Raw genomic sequence first — 18398 nt, 5'->3', positions numbered from 1 at the left:
ATTACCCAACCTTTATGATTTATTTTTGGCTCTGTCTACATCATTCCGACGAATGTTAAATCTTCTTGAGCCTTTTTCATCTTTGACTGTCTTAACCACTACAGTCTCTTTTTCCGGTTTAACCATTTTTTCTTTAGGCGTCACTTCTTTTTGCACGAAATTCTGCTTTTTGACGGGTCTATTTCCGCGTTTATTTCCAGTATTTCCAGAAGCAGCTTGGCTTGAGTTGGTGTGTTCAGTATAGTCTTGAGTATGAGTTGGTTTGCGATTAGTAATATTTTTTCTCTTCTGCTTTTTCCGACGATTCGGTTTAGTCGTATTGGAAGAATTCTTTTTCGTTTCTAATCGTTTCAACACAAAATAAGGAGCACCAAAGTTGCAATACTCATACAAATAATCTTCTAGTTGACTGATTTTTTTATCTTGGGGAACTTTGCGATTCTGATTGTCATAGAACCCTTTTAACCTTAATTGTTCAAATCCCCAATCTGCCACGATATAATCATATTTATCTAATATAGGACTGTAACGTTCACTCAAACGTCTCGCATCAAATGCCTCACGGTAATCTTTGACAATTTCATATTGATCGCCATTTATTGTGATCATGGATTGATCCACTCTTTGAACAATCAGATCTTTTTCTGGAATTACTGTTTCTTCAATACTTTTCTCTAATTGATCTGTGTTTACTATCGGCTCTTCTTTTTTATGAGAGATTTTTTTTGCAGAAGATTGTTTGTAAGATTGTTTTGGTTTTGAATTTTTCTTTTCTCTAGTATGCGAATTCTTTTGAGAGGTGGTATCTTTTTTTTCATTTGGATTTGCCATCTTAATTCACCTTCGTTTCTGTTTACTGTTCAAAAGTTGTTTTATACGATCGGATAGATTTTTTTCAAGTACTGTCCAACAACATTGCGGATAAAAAGCGGAAAAATCAATTCATTTTTTCCTTGTAATTCAATCGTTGGAAAGAAAGGGATATACATAAAATGATCTACCGTCGCAAATGTATATCGCTCATTTAAGACAACTTCTTTTCCTTGCCACAACACTTCTCCTGTCAGAGGCTCCAAACTCAACCCGTTGTATAAAATTTCTCCAAAGTATTTTCCTCTGAAGCCCATGCCTTTAATAGGAAATTTTCTTAAATAGCCACGATTTTTTTCCATTTCCTGGACTACTCGAACCAGATCTGCACCACTCAGAGTGACTCTTAAAATACGCATTGGATGAGGCAGCATTTTATGCAATTCATCATTTGTGACGATTCCCTTATCTAAAGAAGTCATAAATAATCCGGCATTCAATACAGCAGCCTCTGTTTTAGCATAATACTTAACAGCCTCTAAGCTGATTTGTACCAATTCAGAATCTTGGTACCAGCTTACAGGTAATGACACTGGCAAGTCAGCAATCTGCTGTTGTTTCAACAGTTCATGACCCTTTATTTCATAGCTTTCAATCAATTCTTCTTCCTTACTGAGAGCTGGTACCTCTTCGATAGGAATGACCGTTGCTGTGGAATGTACAATGGTTGTATTGTCTAATTCTAACACAATATGCCCGATATATTCCCCATATCTTCCAGCTGCTCCTAACAAAGAATTCCTTACTTTTTCCCCTTTAGGAAGTACATGATGCGTATGTGCACCGAGAATAACATCAATCATCGGGTACATCTCCCCGATTTTCCGGTCGGCGCCTATTCCTAAATGAGACAGAAGGATTATCGAATCTGTCAGCGGTGCTAATATTTCCAGCATATCTGAAATGGCATCAAAAGGATCTTTAATAGTCCACCCTAGAGGTACATAGCTTGTAGGAAATTGGGCAGTCAAGCCAAACACTCCTAACCGATGTCCTTCTTTTGTCTTTAACAACTGAAAGGGGACAGTCCCTTCTGGAGTTTCACCAGTCTTAGTATCAAACATGTTTGAAATCACAGTTTTAAAATTTGCGGAATCATATAGGTGGTTCAATTGTTCCTTGGAGCTGCCTATTCCTTCATTATTTCCAATCGTGGCAGCATCGTAGTGAGCTTCATTCATTAAATGGACCATTGCAGTTCCATTTGTAGCCTCGATCAAGGGGTGTACCCGATCACAAGCATCACCTATATCAAATGAATAAAATGAATCTCCGTTGTTTTCCACTCGCTTTCGCTCATCACGTAAGAATTGAGATATACGAGGCCATTTGCTTAAATGCGAGTGAATATCGTTCGTATGATATAAATGAATCCGTTCCATAACATTCCCCTTCGTCCCATAAAGTGAATCTTCCACTAGTCTAAAGTTTCTTCTCATTTTGTTCATTGGTTGAGCTCAGTATTCTTTATCCTTTAACTCTAAGTTGATTGCCTGGCTGCCTACTAGCGTGAACTAAAAGCAGCACACTTACATTGTATCAATTATTACCACATTTTTCTTCCATTTCAGAAAAAGAATGTAGAAAAACTTTCTACAGAGTTCAGCTTTACAACAGTTTGATTCTAGAGATGTTTTTCATCCCATGAGTTATATAGTAAGCATTTCATTTTCTTACTAAACCAATATACAGAAAATAATCACTGTTTCAAACAAAAACAGCAGCACTGTGCCGTGTAAGCTCAGTACTGCTGTTCTACGTTCTCCTAATCACCGTCTTGTCTTTTTAAACGAGCAGCAACAGACACGTATACCCCACTACACCACACAAGAAACTGAGGATACTGCTTTTTTGTTCTTCCGGTAATTCCTCTTTCATAACATTCAATATAACACTCCCGGCTATAAAAGCTTGCAATACTGAGACACCAAAATGGTTGATTTCAATGAATATCCCCATAAACCAACCTAAAAGTGGAGCACCAGACAAGAGTATCCGACCATAGCGGTCATAAGCTTGCTGGTAATTTCGCCGCAGTCCCCAGTCATTAGTAACAAAATGAACGGATAAAGCCAGAAAGTAAAACAGCAAACTACTAGGATGTTTAAAATCCTCATTTATCAGCAAATATCCGATAACCGCATTATAAATAAAAAACACACTGATATGTAGCCAAAAGACACCAGCTTGGTTGCTTTTTAACGCATAGTGTGAATCACTCTGGACTTTATCTAATTTTACTTTTACCATTCGTTCTAAAGCATAAAACAAGACTAATCCAGACATCGCAATAATATAAATATGATTTTCAATATAACCTAAATAGCTGTTCTCTAGGTGCTGGGAAACAACTTCCTGATATTCATTCAGTTCAGGCAGCAAATGTATAAAAACATACGCCACTGCCACACCGGCTGACAACGACAAAAAACGACTGCGCGGTGTTTTACCAGCAAACTTCATATATTTAGAAAAATAATGAATTAAAGAAAAGCCAAATGCACAAAAGAATGTCAGAATAAAGTACATAGCTTTCTTCCTTTCTGTATTAAAATCATGTAAAAAAACTCCTTCTACTTAGCTTAAAAACTTTTAGAGTCAAAAGCAAAAATTATCTCTTAGAAGGAGAATGGAATAAAAAAATAGCAACCGCTGTCTTTCCTTTACACCTTGAATTAAAGCCTTTTCAAGTTCATCACATCTAGAATAGGCATGCTTGAAAATACCAAGTGATTATAGTAGAATGATAAAATGGTAAAGTAACTAAAAGTATTTTAATAATCGTATAGCACGAATACATAGTAGGAAGCACGCAAAGCTTATCGACCGCCTTTGTGTACTTCCTCATTCTTATGTATATAGAGCTACTCAACCAACTAAGGAGGAATTTTAATGATTGAGTTTAAAGATGTCAATAAATACTACGGTGAATTTCATGCGTTAAAAAACATCAATCTGTCTTTTAAAAAAGGAGAGGTCGCTGTTGTTATCGGACCATCTGGTTCCGGAAAAAGCACGATGCTTCGTTGCATCAATGGACTGGAAGATATCAACGAAGGCCAATTATTGGTCAATGATGTTGATCTGCATGCTAAAGAAACGAACATCAACAATATACGCAAACATGTTGGGATGGTTTTCCAACACTTCAATTTATATCCACATATGACTGTCTTGGAGAATGTCACACTAGCTCCCATCAAAGTCCTCAAGCAAGATCCAAAAGAAGCCAAAAAAACAGCTGAAAAATTATTGGATAAAGTAAATCTGTTGGACAAAAAAGATTCGTACCCTACTCAATTATCTGGTGGACAAAAACAACGTATTGCGATTGCCCGCGGATTGGCTATGAACCCCGAAGTATTGCTGTTCGATGAACCAACTAGTGCACTTGATCCTGAAACGATCGATGATGTGCTGGACGTTATGAAAAAACTAGCCAAAGAAGGAATGACGATGATCGTGGTCACTCATGAAATGGGATTTGCTCGTGAAGTTGGCGACAGAGTTATTTTCATGGCAGACGGAGAAGTAATTGAAGATAAAAACGCTCAAGAATTTTATGAAAACCCTCAAGATCCTAGAGCAAAACAATTCTTAGGCAAGATTATCCACCATGTTTAATTTGGAGGTATACGTATGAAAATAGTACAGAAAAAGAATCTGCTTTACTTACTGTTGCTTCCTCTAATGTTACTTGCGGCTTGTACCTCTAGTACTGTGGCCACCCAAGATATCTCAGAGCGTATAGCAGAAAGCAGTACCCCTACTATCAATTGGGGAGTAAAAGCAGACACCAATTTATTTGGTCTTTATAACATCGCAAAAGGCGAAATTGAAGGCTTCGATATTGATATCGCTAAAGCATTAACTGAAGAAATTACTGGTGATGCTGGAGACGCTGAATTTATCGAAGTAACTTCTAAAACGAGAATTCCATTGATCAAAAATGGAAACATTGATGCAATCATAGCCACTATGACAATTTCAGAAGAAAGAATGAAACAAGTTCACTTTTCAGATGTTTATTTTGCAGCAGGACAATCATTATTAGTGCCTGTTGACAGCCCCATTCAAAGTGTTCAAGATTTAACTGCAGATACAACTGTTTTAGCAGTTAAGGGTTCAACATCTGCTCAAAATATTCGTGAACATGCACCTGAAACAACTGTTTTAGAATTAGAAAACTACTCAGAGGCTTTTACAGCTTTACAATCTGGCCAAGGTGACGCTGTGACAACAGATAACGCGATTCTATTAGGAATCATTGCAGACAATCCTGAATATCGTCTAGCTGGTCAACCTTTTACAGATGAACCATATGGGATTGCTATCAATTATGGTCAAGAGAACTTTTTAGATGCAGTCAATGAAGCATTAGATACCATTATTGAAAATGGAACATACGCTGAAATCTTCAGCAAATGGTTCCCCGAAGAAGAAGTTCCTGACCTTAACTAGATGGAGTTTTTCTTTCCTAAAGTACTTTACTGAAACAAAAGAAATGAGGTGCGTAAAATGATTGAAATCTTAACCAACTATGGTGATTTATTACTAGAAGGTTTTATCAATACCCTAATTGCTAGTGTGATTGCCTTAGTCATCAGTTTAATTATTGGTACACTGCTAGGTATTTTCCAAGTATCCACCAATAAACTATTATCTGGACTAGCTAATTTTTATGTCCAATTATTTTTAAATATCCCCCTATTGATTATCGTATTGTTCTTCTATGTCGTATTTCCTATGTTCTTTATGGGAGTAGATGGATTTACAGCCGGGATTATTGGATTAACAATCTACACTTCAGCTTTTATTGCTGAAACAGTTCGTGCCGGTATCTTGGGAGTCCCTAAAGGTCAAATGGAAGCTGGTTTATCTACGGGTTTAAGTTACAGTGAAACGATGCGTTACATCATCTTGCCACAAGCCATTAAAATTGTGATTCCTCCACTAGGCAACCAATTTATTAATTTAGTGAAGAATTCATCTGTTTTAGCTATGGTGGCTGGTTTAGATTTAATGTATTACGGAGATTTGATCGCAAGTGAAACCTTTAATACATTTGATACGTATATTATCGTTGCCCTATTTTATCTGATTATTACTTTACCATTAACTTATACTATGCAGTATGTGGAACGCCGCTTAGCTGTAAACGATTAGGAGGAGATTCACTTGGATTTTACTGGAGCTTATTCCTGGGTGAACATCCGCTTTTTATTGGATGGACTCCTAGTTACACTTGAAGTAGCTGCTGTTTCAATTATTTTGAGCTTTATCATCGGAGCTGTTCTTGGCTTATTGCGCTACATGAAAATTCCTGCTCTTTCATTAATTGTTGGAGCTGTCGTTGACATTATCCGTAATCTGCCATTGTTGTTGATTATTTTCTTTACTTACTTCGCACTACCGCAAGTCGGTGTTCGATTAAGTATTTTCTGGTCAGCAGTCGCTGCCATGACTATTTTTGAATCTGCGATGCTTTCAGAAATCATTCGTGGAGGGTTAACTTCCATTTCTTCTGGTCAAATGGAAGCCGGTCGTTCAACTGGTTTAACGTATTTCCAAACGATTTGGTACATCATTATTCCGCAAGCATTGCGAGCAATGGTGCCGCCAATCGTCAGTCAATTTGTTGCATTAGTCAAAGATACGTCTTTAGCGACGATCATTACTTTACCTGAACTAACACATAATGCACGAATCGTCTACGGACAAAATACGACTTACGTTATCCCCATGTTTATCGCTATGGGATTCCTTTACTGGGTAGTGTGTTATACACTATCTAAACTATCCAAACGCTTAGAACAAAGTGCTGGATAAACGAATTAAGTAAGAAAAAGGCCTTTATCATCAATAGTTGATGATAAAGGCCTTTTTCTTTACTCTTTTTAAGTATAATTATTTCGCTGTATCCAGTCATTTGAATACAATTTGTCCCTCAGTATTCAAAAGGGCCGTAATATTCTGCTGCTGTTGATTTAAAACCAATCTAGCTGGCCCAACTTTCAATTCTGTGCCTTCATGAGCAAGATCAATTCGAATCATTTTATCTTCCGGCACTGCTACACTAGCCCTGACTCCGCCAGTTGAGCCGGCTTCTTTAATCTCCACACCCTCTTTAGCAAATACACTACTGCCGCGTAACAATCCGCTGATCATCACTTTTCCTTGAGCTTCGATCGTCGTATTTAAACTTCCATGCCCCATAATATGGACATCCCCATTACACCTTAATGTACTATTGAGCGTACTGGCTACAGTGATACTGGAATCTTCTTCAAAATCCAAGACATTCTTTTCTTGGATTTCTTGGATAGCGCTCAAGACACCTTGTAATTGATAAACAGTAGTTTCTAGATAAGAGTGTGTAAAAAAGATTTCTTGGAGTTCTTTTGCAAGAACCTTCCATTCTACAGGTAAAAATTCCTTGTTCTGACCGGCACTGATAATGTAATCTTTGACAATGGATTTAAATTCAGCGAACCGTTTTTTCAATAAAAAATCTAGTATAGAACGAATGCTTTGCTTCTGTTCACTGATCAAGTAATTAGGAGAATGTGTGATTTGTTCAATAACTGCTACCAGCGTTTCCAATTGCTCTGCTATCATTCCCATAGATTTACCGAGTTTTACCAATACCGTATTCTTTTCACCGGCAGACAAAACCGAATTGGAAATATTGCCGCTGCAAGTAATAGAATGAGTAGCCGTAATAACTGAACTGTTGACAGAAGCGTGTAAAATAATATCGTTTCCCGCCTCAACTGTCATGTTTTCTTCCACTTCTCCTACTACTTCCACATCTCCATAGAACCGAATATTGCCTGTAGCAATATTAACATTCTCTTGCTGTAAAAATTTAGGGATTACGGAAGCTTTGACAACATGATTTTTTTGCTGAATGTAAGGACGACCAACTTTAGTTGCTGTAATGCTGTTTTCTTCTAATTTCACTCCTTTTTCAGCATGAAAATGAATGTTCATGACTGGAGGCGGTTGGATTTCTTTATTCTTCACACTTCTTCCAGATTTTCCTGGCGTTGACAGGTGAATAACAGCTAAAATATCTCCAGGTTCGATAGTAGGAATCTGACGAGTTTCTCGAAAATCGATATTCCCCTTTTCATCTGCGGTCAAGACGCGTTTAATAGTCGACTCAACTTGCATCTCTAAAAATCCATCGCTTCCTTCTTGTGCTGGAATTCCTTTAGCCACCTCTATCACTGCATGCTGTTTAGATTGAGCTGCAAGTTTGATGTTCTCTTCATTTAGACCATAAGTAATATCTGCTTTTCTCAATTGATTGTTTATTTCTTCTACACTCAATGGCTCATTGATTACTCTCTGTTCCTGAATGGTTAATACTGCTTGATGAGTAGGAGAAAAGTTATTCAGATTTCGAATCAACCGATATCCAGGCTCAACTTCAATAAAAGCAGTCAACTGTTCTTCATCCGTTATGACCATGCATTTAGGAGGTACAAGTATCTCTTTTGTTTCAATCGATATTTGGTCACTTTCAGTCACTTCAACAATAGACTCTGCTATGACCTCTCCATTTTTAACAATGATCACTTCTTCAGCATTTTCATGAAGTGTAATCGTCGGGATAGCCTGAGGCCCATCTTTTACAAATATCCTCCCATTGACGGACCAGACTTTTCCTTTCAACACATTGTTTTTTCGATTAAGGTATTGCTGATGAAAATGATTTTTTTCGCTATTATCTGGTGTTGCTCCTTTTTCTGTAGTATTGTTCACCCTATTCTACCTCCATTCTCCATGTGTAAATCCGCTTACATTTATTAATGCATACACCGTTCGAACCCCTTTTTATTATTATATCCTTAATCAGCTTAAACACAAGATTGCATTTGAAATAAAGAGCAGCTTTCATTCAAAGTAGGGTTACTTAACACCACTCTTCCTTCTTTTAACACTTATCTTGTTATTACATATGCAATTTTGTCTTCATTAAATGAGAAGTATAGTTGTATTTAGGCTATATTCTGGTTAAAATAATAAAAAATGTACGTTTTAAAACTGGAGGGATTTTATTGGCTTTATCAGAACAGCACCAGCAGTCGATTTGCCATCTGCATCAGTTAATGAATACTGTAAATCAAATCGTTATTGGAAAAGAAGACGTTACCAAATTGACCCTTACAGCTATGTTAGCTGGTGGTCACGTTCTATTTGAAGATATTCCAGGGGTAGGAAAAACATTGCTTGTAAAGACGATCGCTAAAACGTTGAATGCTCCTTTTTCCCGAATTCAATTTACACCAGACCTCGTTCCCAGCGATATTATTGGTTTTTCGATTCCTTTGACCGAAAAAGCCCAGTTTGAATTTCGGAAAGGACCGATTTTTTCTTCTTTGATTTTAGCAGATGAGATCAACCGGACTTCTCCACGTACGCAAGCAGCTATGCTGGAAGCTATGTCTGAAGGTCAAGTAACGATGGATGGCAAGACGTATAATTTGCCAGAACCATTCTTTGTCTTAGCTACTCAAAATCCTATCGAACACGAAGGAACTTATCCTTTGCCTGAAGCACAGTTAGACCGCTTTTTGATGCAGCTTTCTTTAGGTTATCCCACAGTAGAACAAGAAGTGCGAATGTTATCCAATCCTGATCAAACTGAATCCTTATCACGGATCCAGCCTTTATTGAGTTTAGCTGAATTCCAAGAGCTGAAACAACTCGTTCCAACGATTTATGTTCAACCTGATTTGCTTACTTATATCGTTAAACTAGGTGAAAATACTCGTACCAATCAAAAGGTTCGTCTAGGTGTCAGTCCGAGAGGGAACCAATATTGCTTGGCTGCAGCTAGAGCATATGCTTTATTGGATATGCGAGATTATATTACTCCTGACGATATACTAGCCATTCTTCCAGCTGTTTATCAGCATCGCTTGTTGTTCAAAGACTATCTCTCCCCTAAACAAAAAGCGGATGCTATTCTTTCTTTGATTCAACAAGTACCAGTTCCTGTCAAACGAGGTCGAACATAATGAATCCCAGCAGCTTCTTTCTCGTCCTGAAAAAAGTTTTGTGGAGTTTATTGTATATTGCACTCTTTCTTTACACGCTTACCTTTCCTACTCCTGTTTCTTGGGCTGTTTTTTATTTCTTCACTTTCATTCTGCTGGGTTCTTTTTTGAGCACCTTAATTCTATGGGGAAAAGCTGATTTTGATGCTTCAGAAAATCCGCGACATGAACTGAATAGCCAATTGAAGTTGAGAACGAAAGGCTTTCTACCGGTCCTGATTCCCTATTTGACGATAGCTGTTGGCGTGAAAGAAACCACACTCACAACTGTAGTGCCAAGTTTGTTTAAATATCAGGTAACAGTTTCCTTTTCTGATATTCGTTTCCCTAGAGGGCACCACAAAAAACTCTGGGCGCATACTTCAGGAAAAGACCTCTTGGGATTTTTTACTCACCGTGAAAAAAAGCAGATTCCAGTAGAGTTAGAGATTTATCCTCCTGTGATCTCATCCGCTCTTCTATATGGAACGATAAAGAAACTAGATGCGAAATTGGATTTGAAGTCATTTTCGGCACAAGATGCAGCAAATTTTCGGCAATTGCGAGAACATCAGCAGCAAGATGCTTTAAAAGATATTGATTGGAAAACCAGTTTCAAGAAGCAGACATTGATGGTAAAAGACTATGACAAAGAAATCAATCCCCCTTTAAAATTGTTTTTTTTAGGGTATCAATCAGCTCAGTTTGAAGAGCTGATTAGTTTGACATACAGTCTTTATTTAGAACTAAATCGTTTTCAAACTGTACAACTTTTCATCGTCGGTGAATTTGATGAAGATTTGCTTCTTCAAGAAGGAGTCAAAAACTTTTTGTCGGTTCAACCCACACTGCAATTAGAGGCCTTACTGTCGATTTGGGATAATCAAATACCAAAAAATGGCAAGAAAGTTATTATAGCTCCTGCTGAAGTTGTCTCTTTTATTAAAAAAACTCATCTAAAAACAAGTTTCTTTTTAAGTGAAGAAACGCTGACAATTTTAGACCTAGGAGGGAATTAATTGAGCCTCACAAAAGAATATTTGCTGACTCTTTTCAAAAAAATGTGCTTAGCTGCTGTGAATACGGCTTTATTTATTCCTATCCTGCAGCTTTTTATCCAACTAAATGATTTTTCTTTCTCAAGACCGCTTTTGATGTATGTCATCTTTTTACAACTGATTCTGGTCTTCTTACCTAAATGGTACCTCTGGCTGCCTGTCCAACTCGCTTCCAGTCTTTACCTTATTTATCTCTATTTTCCTTTCCAACGATCCTTTGACCGATCCTGGTTCCAACTCTTTTTGTCTGAATTTCTACGGCCTATTTTCCAAATGGTCTCTGGAGAAATCACTATTTTACCCAATCTATTAAGCCTGCTATTGATCATGAGTCTGCTTTCAGTGACCAGCTATGCTTTATTGAAGCGATTCAATCCTTACCTGTCCTTTTTTACGGGTCTAGGCTATTTGTTGATACTGCAGGTATTTACGACTACTGACTTATTTGATATTGTCATTTCAACCTTGTTGTTTGGCTTCCTTTTGATAGGGATTGCACGTATCACTGTAACCGGCAGTTGGAGAAATACTTTTTTATCTTTACTCTTGCTCTCAGGTGGAGGACTTTTATTCACTAGAGTATCGTTATGGGGGGTGGATCATCTAACAAAGCAGCAAGAATGGACAGTTTCCCAAGCAGATGTCTATCACGAAACTTTAGAAGCGCATGATTTCTACAAATGGATCGACCGCTACAGCCCTGGCGGCGTTTCTTCCAGAAGCGGTTTTAGTGAAAATGACGCCAACTTAGGCGGTCCACTGACTCAACGATACAACACAGTTTTTACTGCTCATACTTCTGAGCCTCACTATTGGCTGATTGAATCGAAAGAAGTCTATACTGGCAAAGGTTGGGAAGCTCCATATCAGAACTACTCTCCTGTTGATTTGTCAATTTATGAATCATTTGATGCAGAAAACAGCCCCACTGATATGCGAGAAATCGATATTGAATTGAGCGAGTCATTTTCCTATATCCCCTATACGCATGATACTATTTTCTTAGATTTCGCGGAGTACAATGGTGAGATTGAATTGTTGCTGGAAAGGCCTACCCAGCAATACATTTTAGAAGATCCAGAAAATATTGTAGATGCTTATACCTTGATTCTGACCCCTTCAAGAGAATTTAATCCTGATTTAACAGAAGCAACTTTTGTTAACGAAAATTTAGGTGACAATTTTTACAATACGTATACTCAATTACCAGTTGATTTACCAGAACGAGTGAGCGAACTGGCTCATTCTATTACAGTAAATGCTGCCACTCCGTATGAGCAGATTCGTGCTATAGAGCAGTATTTAAAAGAAGATGGCGGATTTCGTTACAGCACATCAGAAGCGGCTTATATTCCAAAAGGTCGTGACTATGTAGATCATTTCCTTTTTGACTCAAAAGTTGGATACTGCGATAATTATTCGACGGCAATGGTCGTATTGTGCCGGGCTTTGGGCATTCCAACTCGCTGGGCAAAAGGTTTTAATAGTGGTGAAAAAATAACTTCTGAAGAAGAAACTTACTATGAAGTGACCAATGCCAATGCTCATTCTTGGCCGGAAGTTTACTTTGCAGATTATGGCTGGGTCCCATTTGAACCGACCCCTCCTTTTGATCAGCCGCTAACAGATGAAACAGCTTTAGAAGAGGATTTGGAGGACACACTCGTTCCTGAAGAACAAGAGCAAGAAGAAGCTGTAGAATCCAACGAAGAAAGCACTGAATCCTCTCAAGATACAGTATCCGAATCAATTTCTCCTGATGAAGAGAATGCTGAGGTTACAGAAAAAGAAAGTTGGTTCAGTAAGAATACTGGAAAAATTGTTGCTTTGGTAGTATTCATTGCTGTCAGTTTGACTGGGGTTTTTAGACGTTGGACTATCTCTATTTGGCTGGTAAAAAAAGTCCTTTCGACTGATCTATTGTCCTATCCACAACAGTTGATGGTAGTGGATAAATTGTTTCAGTTGAAAAAGAAACCTCGCTTTAACCAAACGATTCGGCAATATTATGAACAATGGATGCAAATGATCCCTGAAAAAGCTGGCATTGTCTTAATCTTTATTCAGATGATGGAAGAAGCAACTTATGCACTATCTGAAGACACGAAAGCTGCTTCTCCCCAACAAAAAGCCTATCTGCTTGATATGGTTTCTATTTTAGAGAGTTCCCAACAACTCTCAATAGACAAATTTGAATAAATAACATTATTTTTAATAGACACCATGTAAGAAAAACAATCTGCATGTTCTAGTTGCATTAAAGCCCCTATCGGTATCTTACCGATAGGGGCTTTAATGCAGTTTGTAGATAAATCTATTCTAAATAACTGGAACAGTTTGCTGATGGTAAATAGCTTTAGCTACTTGCAGACTAAATTCAGCGCAATACCTACCAGCTGTATCTAAGTCTTCTATCCCATCATCGGTAACTTCCGAATTGGAAATCGTTCGTATAGACAGAAACGGAATGTTAAATGCTTGAGCAATTTGAGCAACTGCATAAGCTTCCATTTCTTCAGCGCTTGTTCGAAATTTTTCGCGGAACCACTGAATACGGTCAATTTCTCGATTCCAAAAATCTGCACTACCTATTCTTCCTTCAACCACTTTTCCATATGGATAATCCTCAGCATGTTTCAAAGCTATACTTGACAATAAAATATCGCTTTTAAATACAGAAAGATTCACCAAATACCCACTTTTGTCTCGTACAGCAGTCTCCATTGGGACCCAGGTTTCTGGTGAGATGCCCTCTCCTTTATCTAAATGTTTTGAAACAAAGCTATTGATATGTATCACTTCTGTACCAATGACGGTATCAAAAACATGTAAATCAGGATGGTGTCCACCTGCAGTTCCTTGATTGATGATTATACTAGGTTGGTATTTATCGATTAAAATCGCAGTAGCAGCTGCTGCATTGACCATCCCTATTTCTGTTCTAGATACAACTAAGGGCATATCTTCAATTTTTCCAACAAAAAAAGAATAGGTCCCAAATCGTTCTTCTGTATAAGACTGCATTGCTTCTAAAAGAGCCAGTATTTCTCCGTCCATAGCTCCTTGAATAGCAATAAGTGGTTTTGGTTGCATCAAGTATTATCCCCTTTTCAATAAACGAATTTTTTTATCAAATAAACGTTTTTTTGTTTGCCTTTAATCACTATAACCAAAAGAAAGAGGATAATCAACCTTGATATCCCTAATAAATACGAACTATACTGATTAGAACAAAAAAAAGAACTGACCGCAAACTAAGTGCAGTAAGTTCTTCTTATATACTCTGCATTACACCGTTTCAAACTCTGCTGTTTCATCAGCTGTTTTGCGTAAAACTTTTTGCGCTTGTTGATGCGGATAACGTATCCCAAGAGTATGTTTGGCGATTTTCACTGAGTGGTCACTGATGCGTTCTAAATTAGAAACAATATCTACAAAAAGAATACCGTCTGAAGGAACACCGATGCCTTTATTCAATCGCTCTATATACTTTTTACGTATGGCATGTTCTAATTTGTTTACATCTTTTTCGCGTTGGATAACTTTTCCGGCTAGTGAAAAGCTGTCTAATTGATACGCATTAACGGTATCTTCAATATTCAGCTGCACTAATTTAAATAGCGCCACTAAATCAGGATCGTAAAATACCTTTTCTATCTCAGAACTGCCTAAATTCTTTTTGTTCTTTTTAGCAGCGTGTGAAGCTTCTCGTATATTTTTCAAGATGCTTTCACAATGGTCGCCGATACGTTCTAGGTACTTCGTTACTTCCATCATTACTACGTGTTCACTTGTATTTTGAAGAGGTAAATCAACATTAGATAACAACATTAAATATTCAGTGATTTGAACATCAGATTGATTGATGATTTCCTCTAATCTCAATGTATTTTCTTTACTTTTTTCATCTTGCTGTCTGTAGTAGGAGAACATTGCTTGGAATTCATCAATGACAAATTTTCCCATTTGACCTACTTCAAATTTAGCTTGATTGAGAGCCATAGCTGGAGAGCTTTGTATCAGTGTTTGATCTAGATGTGAATTGTCATAACTCAATTCTGAATCATCATTTGGAATTATTTTACATACAATAGCGGCTATTTGATTGATAAACCACATTTGAATCAGAACATTCGTAATATTAAATATCCCATGAGCAAAAGCAATCTGCATTTCAGGATTTAAATGAAGCATATTCCCCAGATAAATAACAACATGCGTAAAGGGGTATAGAACAAGCATGACCAAAATAGTCCCTACAGCGTTGAAGATTACGTGTGATGCTGCAGTTCTCTTTGCAGCTACACTTGTTCCAATAGCTGCCAGTATAGCTGTGATAGTCGTTCCAATATTATTTCCAAATAAAACAGGAAGTGCACCTTCTAAAGCAATGCTCCCATGAGCATACAATTCTTGTAATATTCCGATCGTTGCACTTGAACTTTGCAGCACCAATGTTAAACCTGTACCCGCAAAAACGCCTAAAATAGGGCTCTCTGATAGTTGGATCATCAAGGTCCTAAACTCAGGCAGATTTTCCAACGGAGCCATACCTGACCCCATTAATTCCAATCCATAAAATAAAGCTCCAAATCCAAAAATAATTTGGCCAATACTGTTGATAAAAGGTTTTTTAAAGAAGAACAGCAGCAATGCTCCAATAGCTAAAATGGGTAACGCATAGGCTCCTATATCAATTCCTATAATAAATGCCGTAACTGTTGTCCCAACATTTGCTCCCATGATAACTCCGATGGCTTGCTTCAAAGTCATAAACCCTGCGCTAACCAGACCAACAGCAAGCACTGTGGTTCCTGAACTGCTTTGAATCAATACGGTTACAATAATCCCAGCTAATATAGCTCTTAGTGGTGTTGACGTAAATTTGTTTAATATCTCTCTTAAGTTATCTCCAGCGGATCGTTGCAGTCCATCTCCCATATACTTTAAACCAAAAAGGAAAATACCTAAACCTCCGAAAAACTGAAACAGCATTTCTTGAATATCCAATGATAAACCCTCCATATGTATGTCCTAAATCAATCAACAATAAAAAATTGCCTCTATTTCTTATAATAGGGTTTTAGAAAGGAAATAAAAACTCTTTTTTAGTTTTTATGAGAGTTTTTTTAACTTGAAATTTACAATTTTACAACAACTTTACAAAAAACAAATGACACCACCGTCCTATACAAAAAACTGGTATAGGATGAGGATGTCATTTATTTTTGTTTAACGGTAACGTAAAGCTAATCCTTTAAGAAAATTACGCGCATAACGGTCTAAACACACCTTATAGTTGCGGTGACCTTCTTTTCTCAATAAAGCACTCAGTTCACTTTTACTGATGTCGACATCCACATCATAAAAAATATCCAAGATATCTTCACTAGTCAATTTCAGTGCAATTTTAACTTTTTTCAACATTTCATTATTGATACTCAATGAATTTTTTAACGATGCTTCTGCTTTTTGAGGTTCGTTTTTATCGGTATCTTTTTTCCCACGTTTGAAAGTAATCAAACCATTTAAAAAGGCGATTAGCGTAGAATTTTTTATTTCCATAAATTCATCTGAATTAATGATTTCATCTTCATCATTTCTTTCAGGAGTGACCAGCATTTTTTTCACTTCTTCTTTAGTAACATTCATGCCGCCCAGTTTAAACATCTCAATCATATCTGTTTCTTTCATATCCAATGCATAGCGCAAACGGATCAAACGATCATTATTATTCATAATTTCCTCCAACATCCTGTAGTTTATTCATTACCCAGTATACCTTATTTTTCTGAGAGAATAAAAAACAAACTGCATCTTAGGGTATGAATTCTTCTAAGATGCAGTTTATTTGCTTGCTTAAAACTAATTTTCTGCTCCCGCGTAACCTTCACGAATATCAAAATCAGATATAGGCTCAGGTCCTCTCATGATTTCTCTTTCAATGTTTAATACACCATTTCGGGTTGCTTTGACTTTCCAGCGTACCAATTGCACCATTCCATTCTTGATTTCAATAGCTGTGATGATTGTCGGATAAATACAGCAACCCGTGTTGAAATAAGGATGGTCTTTTTTCTTAGGGTATTTAAATCGATGCGTATGTCCGCAAATCAACATCATGTTGTGTTTTTCAATCCATTTGTTGTAGTTTTTTTCTACTTTATGCCGTTTATTAACATTTTTGACCGGACTGGAAGGATTCCGGATACCGAATGCATGTAAAAATCGCCAAAAGTATTTCAATGACAGCATCGTCAATCTCCAAAATTGATCATTAGGCGCATCTCCTTGATGCCCATGGACAGTTAAAATTTCTTGCCCAGTCTGTTTGTGTTTCAAGACCAAAGCTTCTACTGGCTCCAGACCTTTTAAAAAATCAAAAAACACTTCATTGTATTCATCATAATTCGTATAATAATTTTTTTTCACAAAAGAAGGATATTTTAAAAAGATATCATGATTCCCATAAATCTTCACTAATCGATCTTCATCAAAAAATTTCTTGATTGTATCATATACAGCTGGATGAGCGTTTTTGGTATGCTCGAAATTCGAATATTCTAACATCTCATCTCCATCACCCGCTTCAACATAAGTATAATCATTGCGGTAATAATGTTGCAAAGCGTATAAATAAATATCTCGATTTCTAGTAAACTCATCCGATAAGCTTCCGTCTCCTCTATGAACATCACTCATGAACACATATTTCGAATGGTCATCAAATTCTTCGACTCTTGCATTTTCATAAGCATCAGTCAATCGTCGATCGGTAAACATGTCTTTCACCTCTTCTATTACATCTTTATTTTCGTTGAATATCGTTTACAGTTTGCTCTATTTCTCCCTATTTCTTCACTAATTAGTATACTTTATTCCGATCATTTAATGAAAGAGAACAGCTTATAGGTAGAATTCGCTCCTTTTCTTATCATCCAAATGGTATAATAAATCGACAAATCTGTTTGTATTGGCTAATAAATGATATAGAAGATTCTTTTAGGAGGCTTTGCATTTGGAGAATGGAATTGAAGTTATTTTAATGGCTCTTTTCATTTTGAGTGTTTTAGGTATTCTGATGGGACTCGTTCATGCGACATGGAACTTGTTTAAACATAATGCTCATTTACCTGTATCGAAAAAAAGAAAAAAATGGTTTAGAGACTTCTGGTTGACCTGGTTCGATATCGTGCTGGAGATTTTAGAAGCTTTTTAATGCAGAATAAAAAGCCTTACAGATAATTTCTGCAAGGCTTTTTTGGTAAGTAGTTTAACCTACTATGTCTTTTACATCATAGATTCCAGGCTCATAGACTTCACCAAATAATTTGTCTGTCATTGCATTGAAAGTAAAATGTTCATCCAATATGACTACTTTATCGTAATCATTCAACAATTCCATAAATGTCTCATCTTCCAT

The 18398-nt window shown here is 37.0% G+C and carries 17 protein-coding genes; 8 read left to right on the top strand and 9 right to left on the bottom strand.

What is annotated here, in order from left to right; genetic code table 11:
• Positions 1–12: 12 nt before the first annotated feature.
• The 3 genes from ACEN4L_RS07055 to ACEN4L_RS07045 form a co-directional block, all read right to left on the bottom strand.
• The gene (locus ACEN4L_RS07055; protein WP_407096846.1) at positions 13–831 is read right to left on the bottom strand and encodes a YutD family protein; all 819 of its coding nucleotides are present in this window, start codon (positions 829–831) and stop codon (positions 13–15) included.
• 41 nt (positions 832–872) lie between these two features.
• Positions 873–2252 (bottom strand): bifunctional metallophosphatase/5'-nucleotidase, encoded by a 1380-nt coding sequence (locus ACEN4L_RS07050; protein ID WP_407096847.1) that lies wholly within the window; start codon positions 2250–2252, stop codon positions 873–875.
• Positions 2253–2655: 403 nt separating this feature from the next.
• Positions 2656–3399 carry a hypothetical protein gene (locus ACEN4L_RS07045; protein WP_407096848.1) on the bottom strand — a complete coding sequence of 248 codons (744 nt, stop codon included), beginning with the start codon at positions 3397–3399 and terminating at the stop codon, positions 2656–2658.
• A 357-nt stretch (positions 3400–3756) separates the two neighbouring features.
• On the opposite strand from ACEN4L_RS07045, the gene ACEN4L_RS07040 reads away from it, so the two are divergent.
• Genes ACEN4L_RS07040 through ACEN4L_RS07025 form a run of 4 tightly spaced genes read left to right on the top strand, consistent with a single transcriptional unit; the run spans position 3757 to position 6699 of the window.
• Positions 3757–4494: an amino acid ABC transporter ATP-binding protein gene (locus ACEN4L_RS07040; RefSeq protein ID WP_407096903.1), complete on the top strand. Its 738-nt coding sequence runs from the start codon at positions 3757–3759 to the stop codon at positions 4492–4494.
• A gap of 15 nt (positions 4495–4509) precedes the next feature.
• The gene (locus ACEN4L_RS07035) at positions 4510–5331 is read left to right on the top strand and encodes a glutamate ABC transporter substrate-binding protein (RefSeq protein WP_407096849.1); all 822 of its coding nucleotides are present in this window, start codon (positions 4510–4512) and stop codon (positions 5329–5331) included.
• Positions 5332–5388: 57 nt separating this feature from the next.
• Positions 5389–6036 carry an amino acid ABC transporter permease gene (locus tag ACEN4L_RS07030; RefSeq protein WP_407096850.1) on the top strand — a complete coding sequence of 216 codons (648 nt, stop codon included), beginning with the start codon at positions 5389–5391 and terminating at the stop codon, positions 6034–6036.
• A gap of 12 nt (positions 6037–6048) precedes the next feature.
• The gene (locus tag ACEN4L_RS07025) at positions 6049–6699 is read left to right on the top strand and encodes an amino acid ABC transporter permease (protein ID WP_407096851.1); all 651 of its coding nucleotides are present in this window, start codon (positions 6049–6051) and stop codon (positions 6697–6699) included.
• 96 nt (positions 6700–6795) lie between these two features.
• Here the strand turns inward: ACEN4L_RS07025 and ACEN4L_RS07020 are convergent, their stop codons facing one another.
• Positions 6796–8640, bottom strand: coding sequence for a flagellar assembly protein A (locus ACEN4L_RS07020; RefSeq protein WP_407096852.1), 1845 nt, complete (start codon positions 8638–8640; stop codon positions 6796–6798).
• Between the two features lie 347 nt (positions 8641–8987).
• Here ACEN4L_RS07020 and ACEN4L_RS07015 point away from each other — a divergent pair, with 347 nt between their 5' ends.
• The 3 genes from ACEN4L_RS07015 (at position 8988) to ACEN4L_RS07005 (ending at position 13174) form a co-directional block, all read left to right on the top strand.
• On the top strand, positions 8988–9899 hold the full coding sequence (locus ACEN4L_RS07015; protein ID WP_407096904.1) for an AAA family ATPase: 912 nt from the start codon (positions 8988–8990) through the stop codon (positions 9897–9899).
• A 146-nt stretch (positions 9900–10045) separates the two neighbouring features.
• Complete coding sequence (locus ACEN4L_RS07010) at positions 10046–10936, top strand: DUF58 domain-containing protein (RefSeq protein WP_407096853.1); 891 nt, start codon at positions 10046–10048, stop codon at positions 10934–10936.
• A complete protein-coding gene (locus ACEN4L_RS07005; RefSeq protein ID WP_407096854.1) occupies positions 10937–13174 on the top strand; it encodes a transglutaminase family protein in 2238 nt (745 codons plus the stop codon).
• Between the two features lie 120 nt (positions 13175–13294).
• Here ACEN4L_RS07005 and ACEN4L_RS07000 read toward each other — a convergent pair whose 3' ends face one another.
• The 4 genes from ACEN4L_RS07000 to ACEN4L_RS06985 all read right to left on the bottom strand — a co-directional run bounded on the left by ACEN4L_RS07000 (position 13295) and on the right by ACEN4L_RS06985 (position 17758).
• Entirely contained in the window at positions 13295–14068 is a 774-nt protein-coding gene (locus tag ACEN4L_RS07000; protein ID WP_407096855.1) for a 5'-methylthioadenosine/S-adenosylhomocysteine nucleosidase, read from the bottom strand.
• A gap of 195 nt (positions 14069–14263) precedes the next feature.
• Entirely contained in the window at positions 14264–15985 is a 1722-nt protein-coding gene (locus ACEN4L_RS06995; RefSeq protein ID WP_407096856.1) for a Na/Pi cotransporter family protein, read from the bottom strand.
• A gap of 222 nt (positions 15986–16207) precedes the next feature.
• The gene (locus ACEN4L_RS06990) at positions 16208–16714 is read right to left on the bottom strand and encodes a DUF1456 family protein (RefSeq protein ID WP_407096857.1); all 507 of its coding nucleotides are present in this window, start codon (positions 16712–16714) and stop codon (positions 16208–16210) included.
• Between the two features lie 126 nt (positions 16715–16840).
• Entirely contained in the window at positions 16841–17758 is a 918-nt protein-coding gene (locus ACEN4L_RS06985; RefSeq protein WP_407096858.1) for a metallophosphoesterase, read from the bottom strand.
• Positions 17759–17993: 235 nt separating this feature from the next.
• Between ACEN4L_RS06985 and ACEN4L_RS06980 the strand changes: the two genes are divergently transcribed.
• Entirely contained in the window at positions 17994–18194 is a 201-nt protein-coding gene (locus ACEN4L_RS06980; RefSeq protein ID WP_407096859.1) for a hypothetical protein, read from the top strand.
• 54 nt (positions 18195–18248) lie between these two features.
• On the opposite strand, the gene ACEN4L_RS06975 is transcribed toward ACEN4L_RS06980, so the two are convergent.
• Entirely contained in the window at positions 18249–18398 is a 150-nt protein-coding gene (locus ACEN4L_RS06975) for a hypothetical protein (RefSeq protein WP_407096860.1), read from the bottom strand.

This window comes from Desemzia sp. FAM 23988, assembly GCF_045528365.1.
Lineage (GTDB): Bacteria > Bacillota > Bacilli > Lactobacillales > Carnobacteriaceae > Desemzia.
The sequence above is the reverse complement of the archived record's forward strand: the minus strand, read 5'-3'. Positions and strand labels throughout refer to the sequence as shown.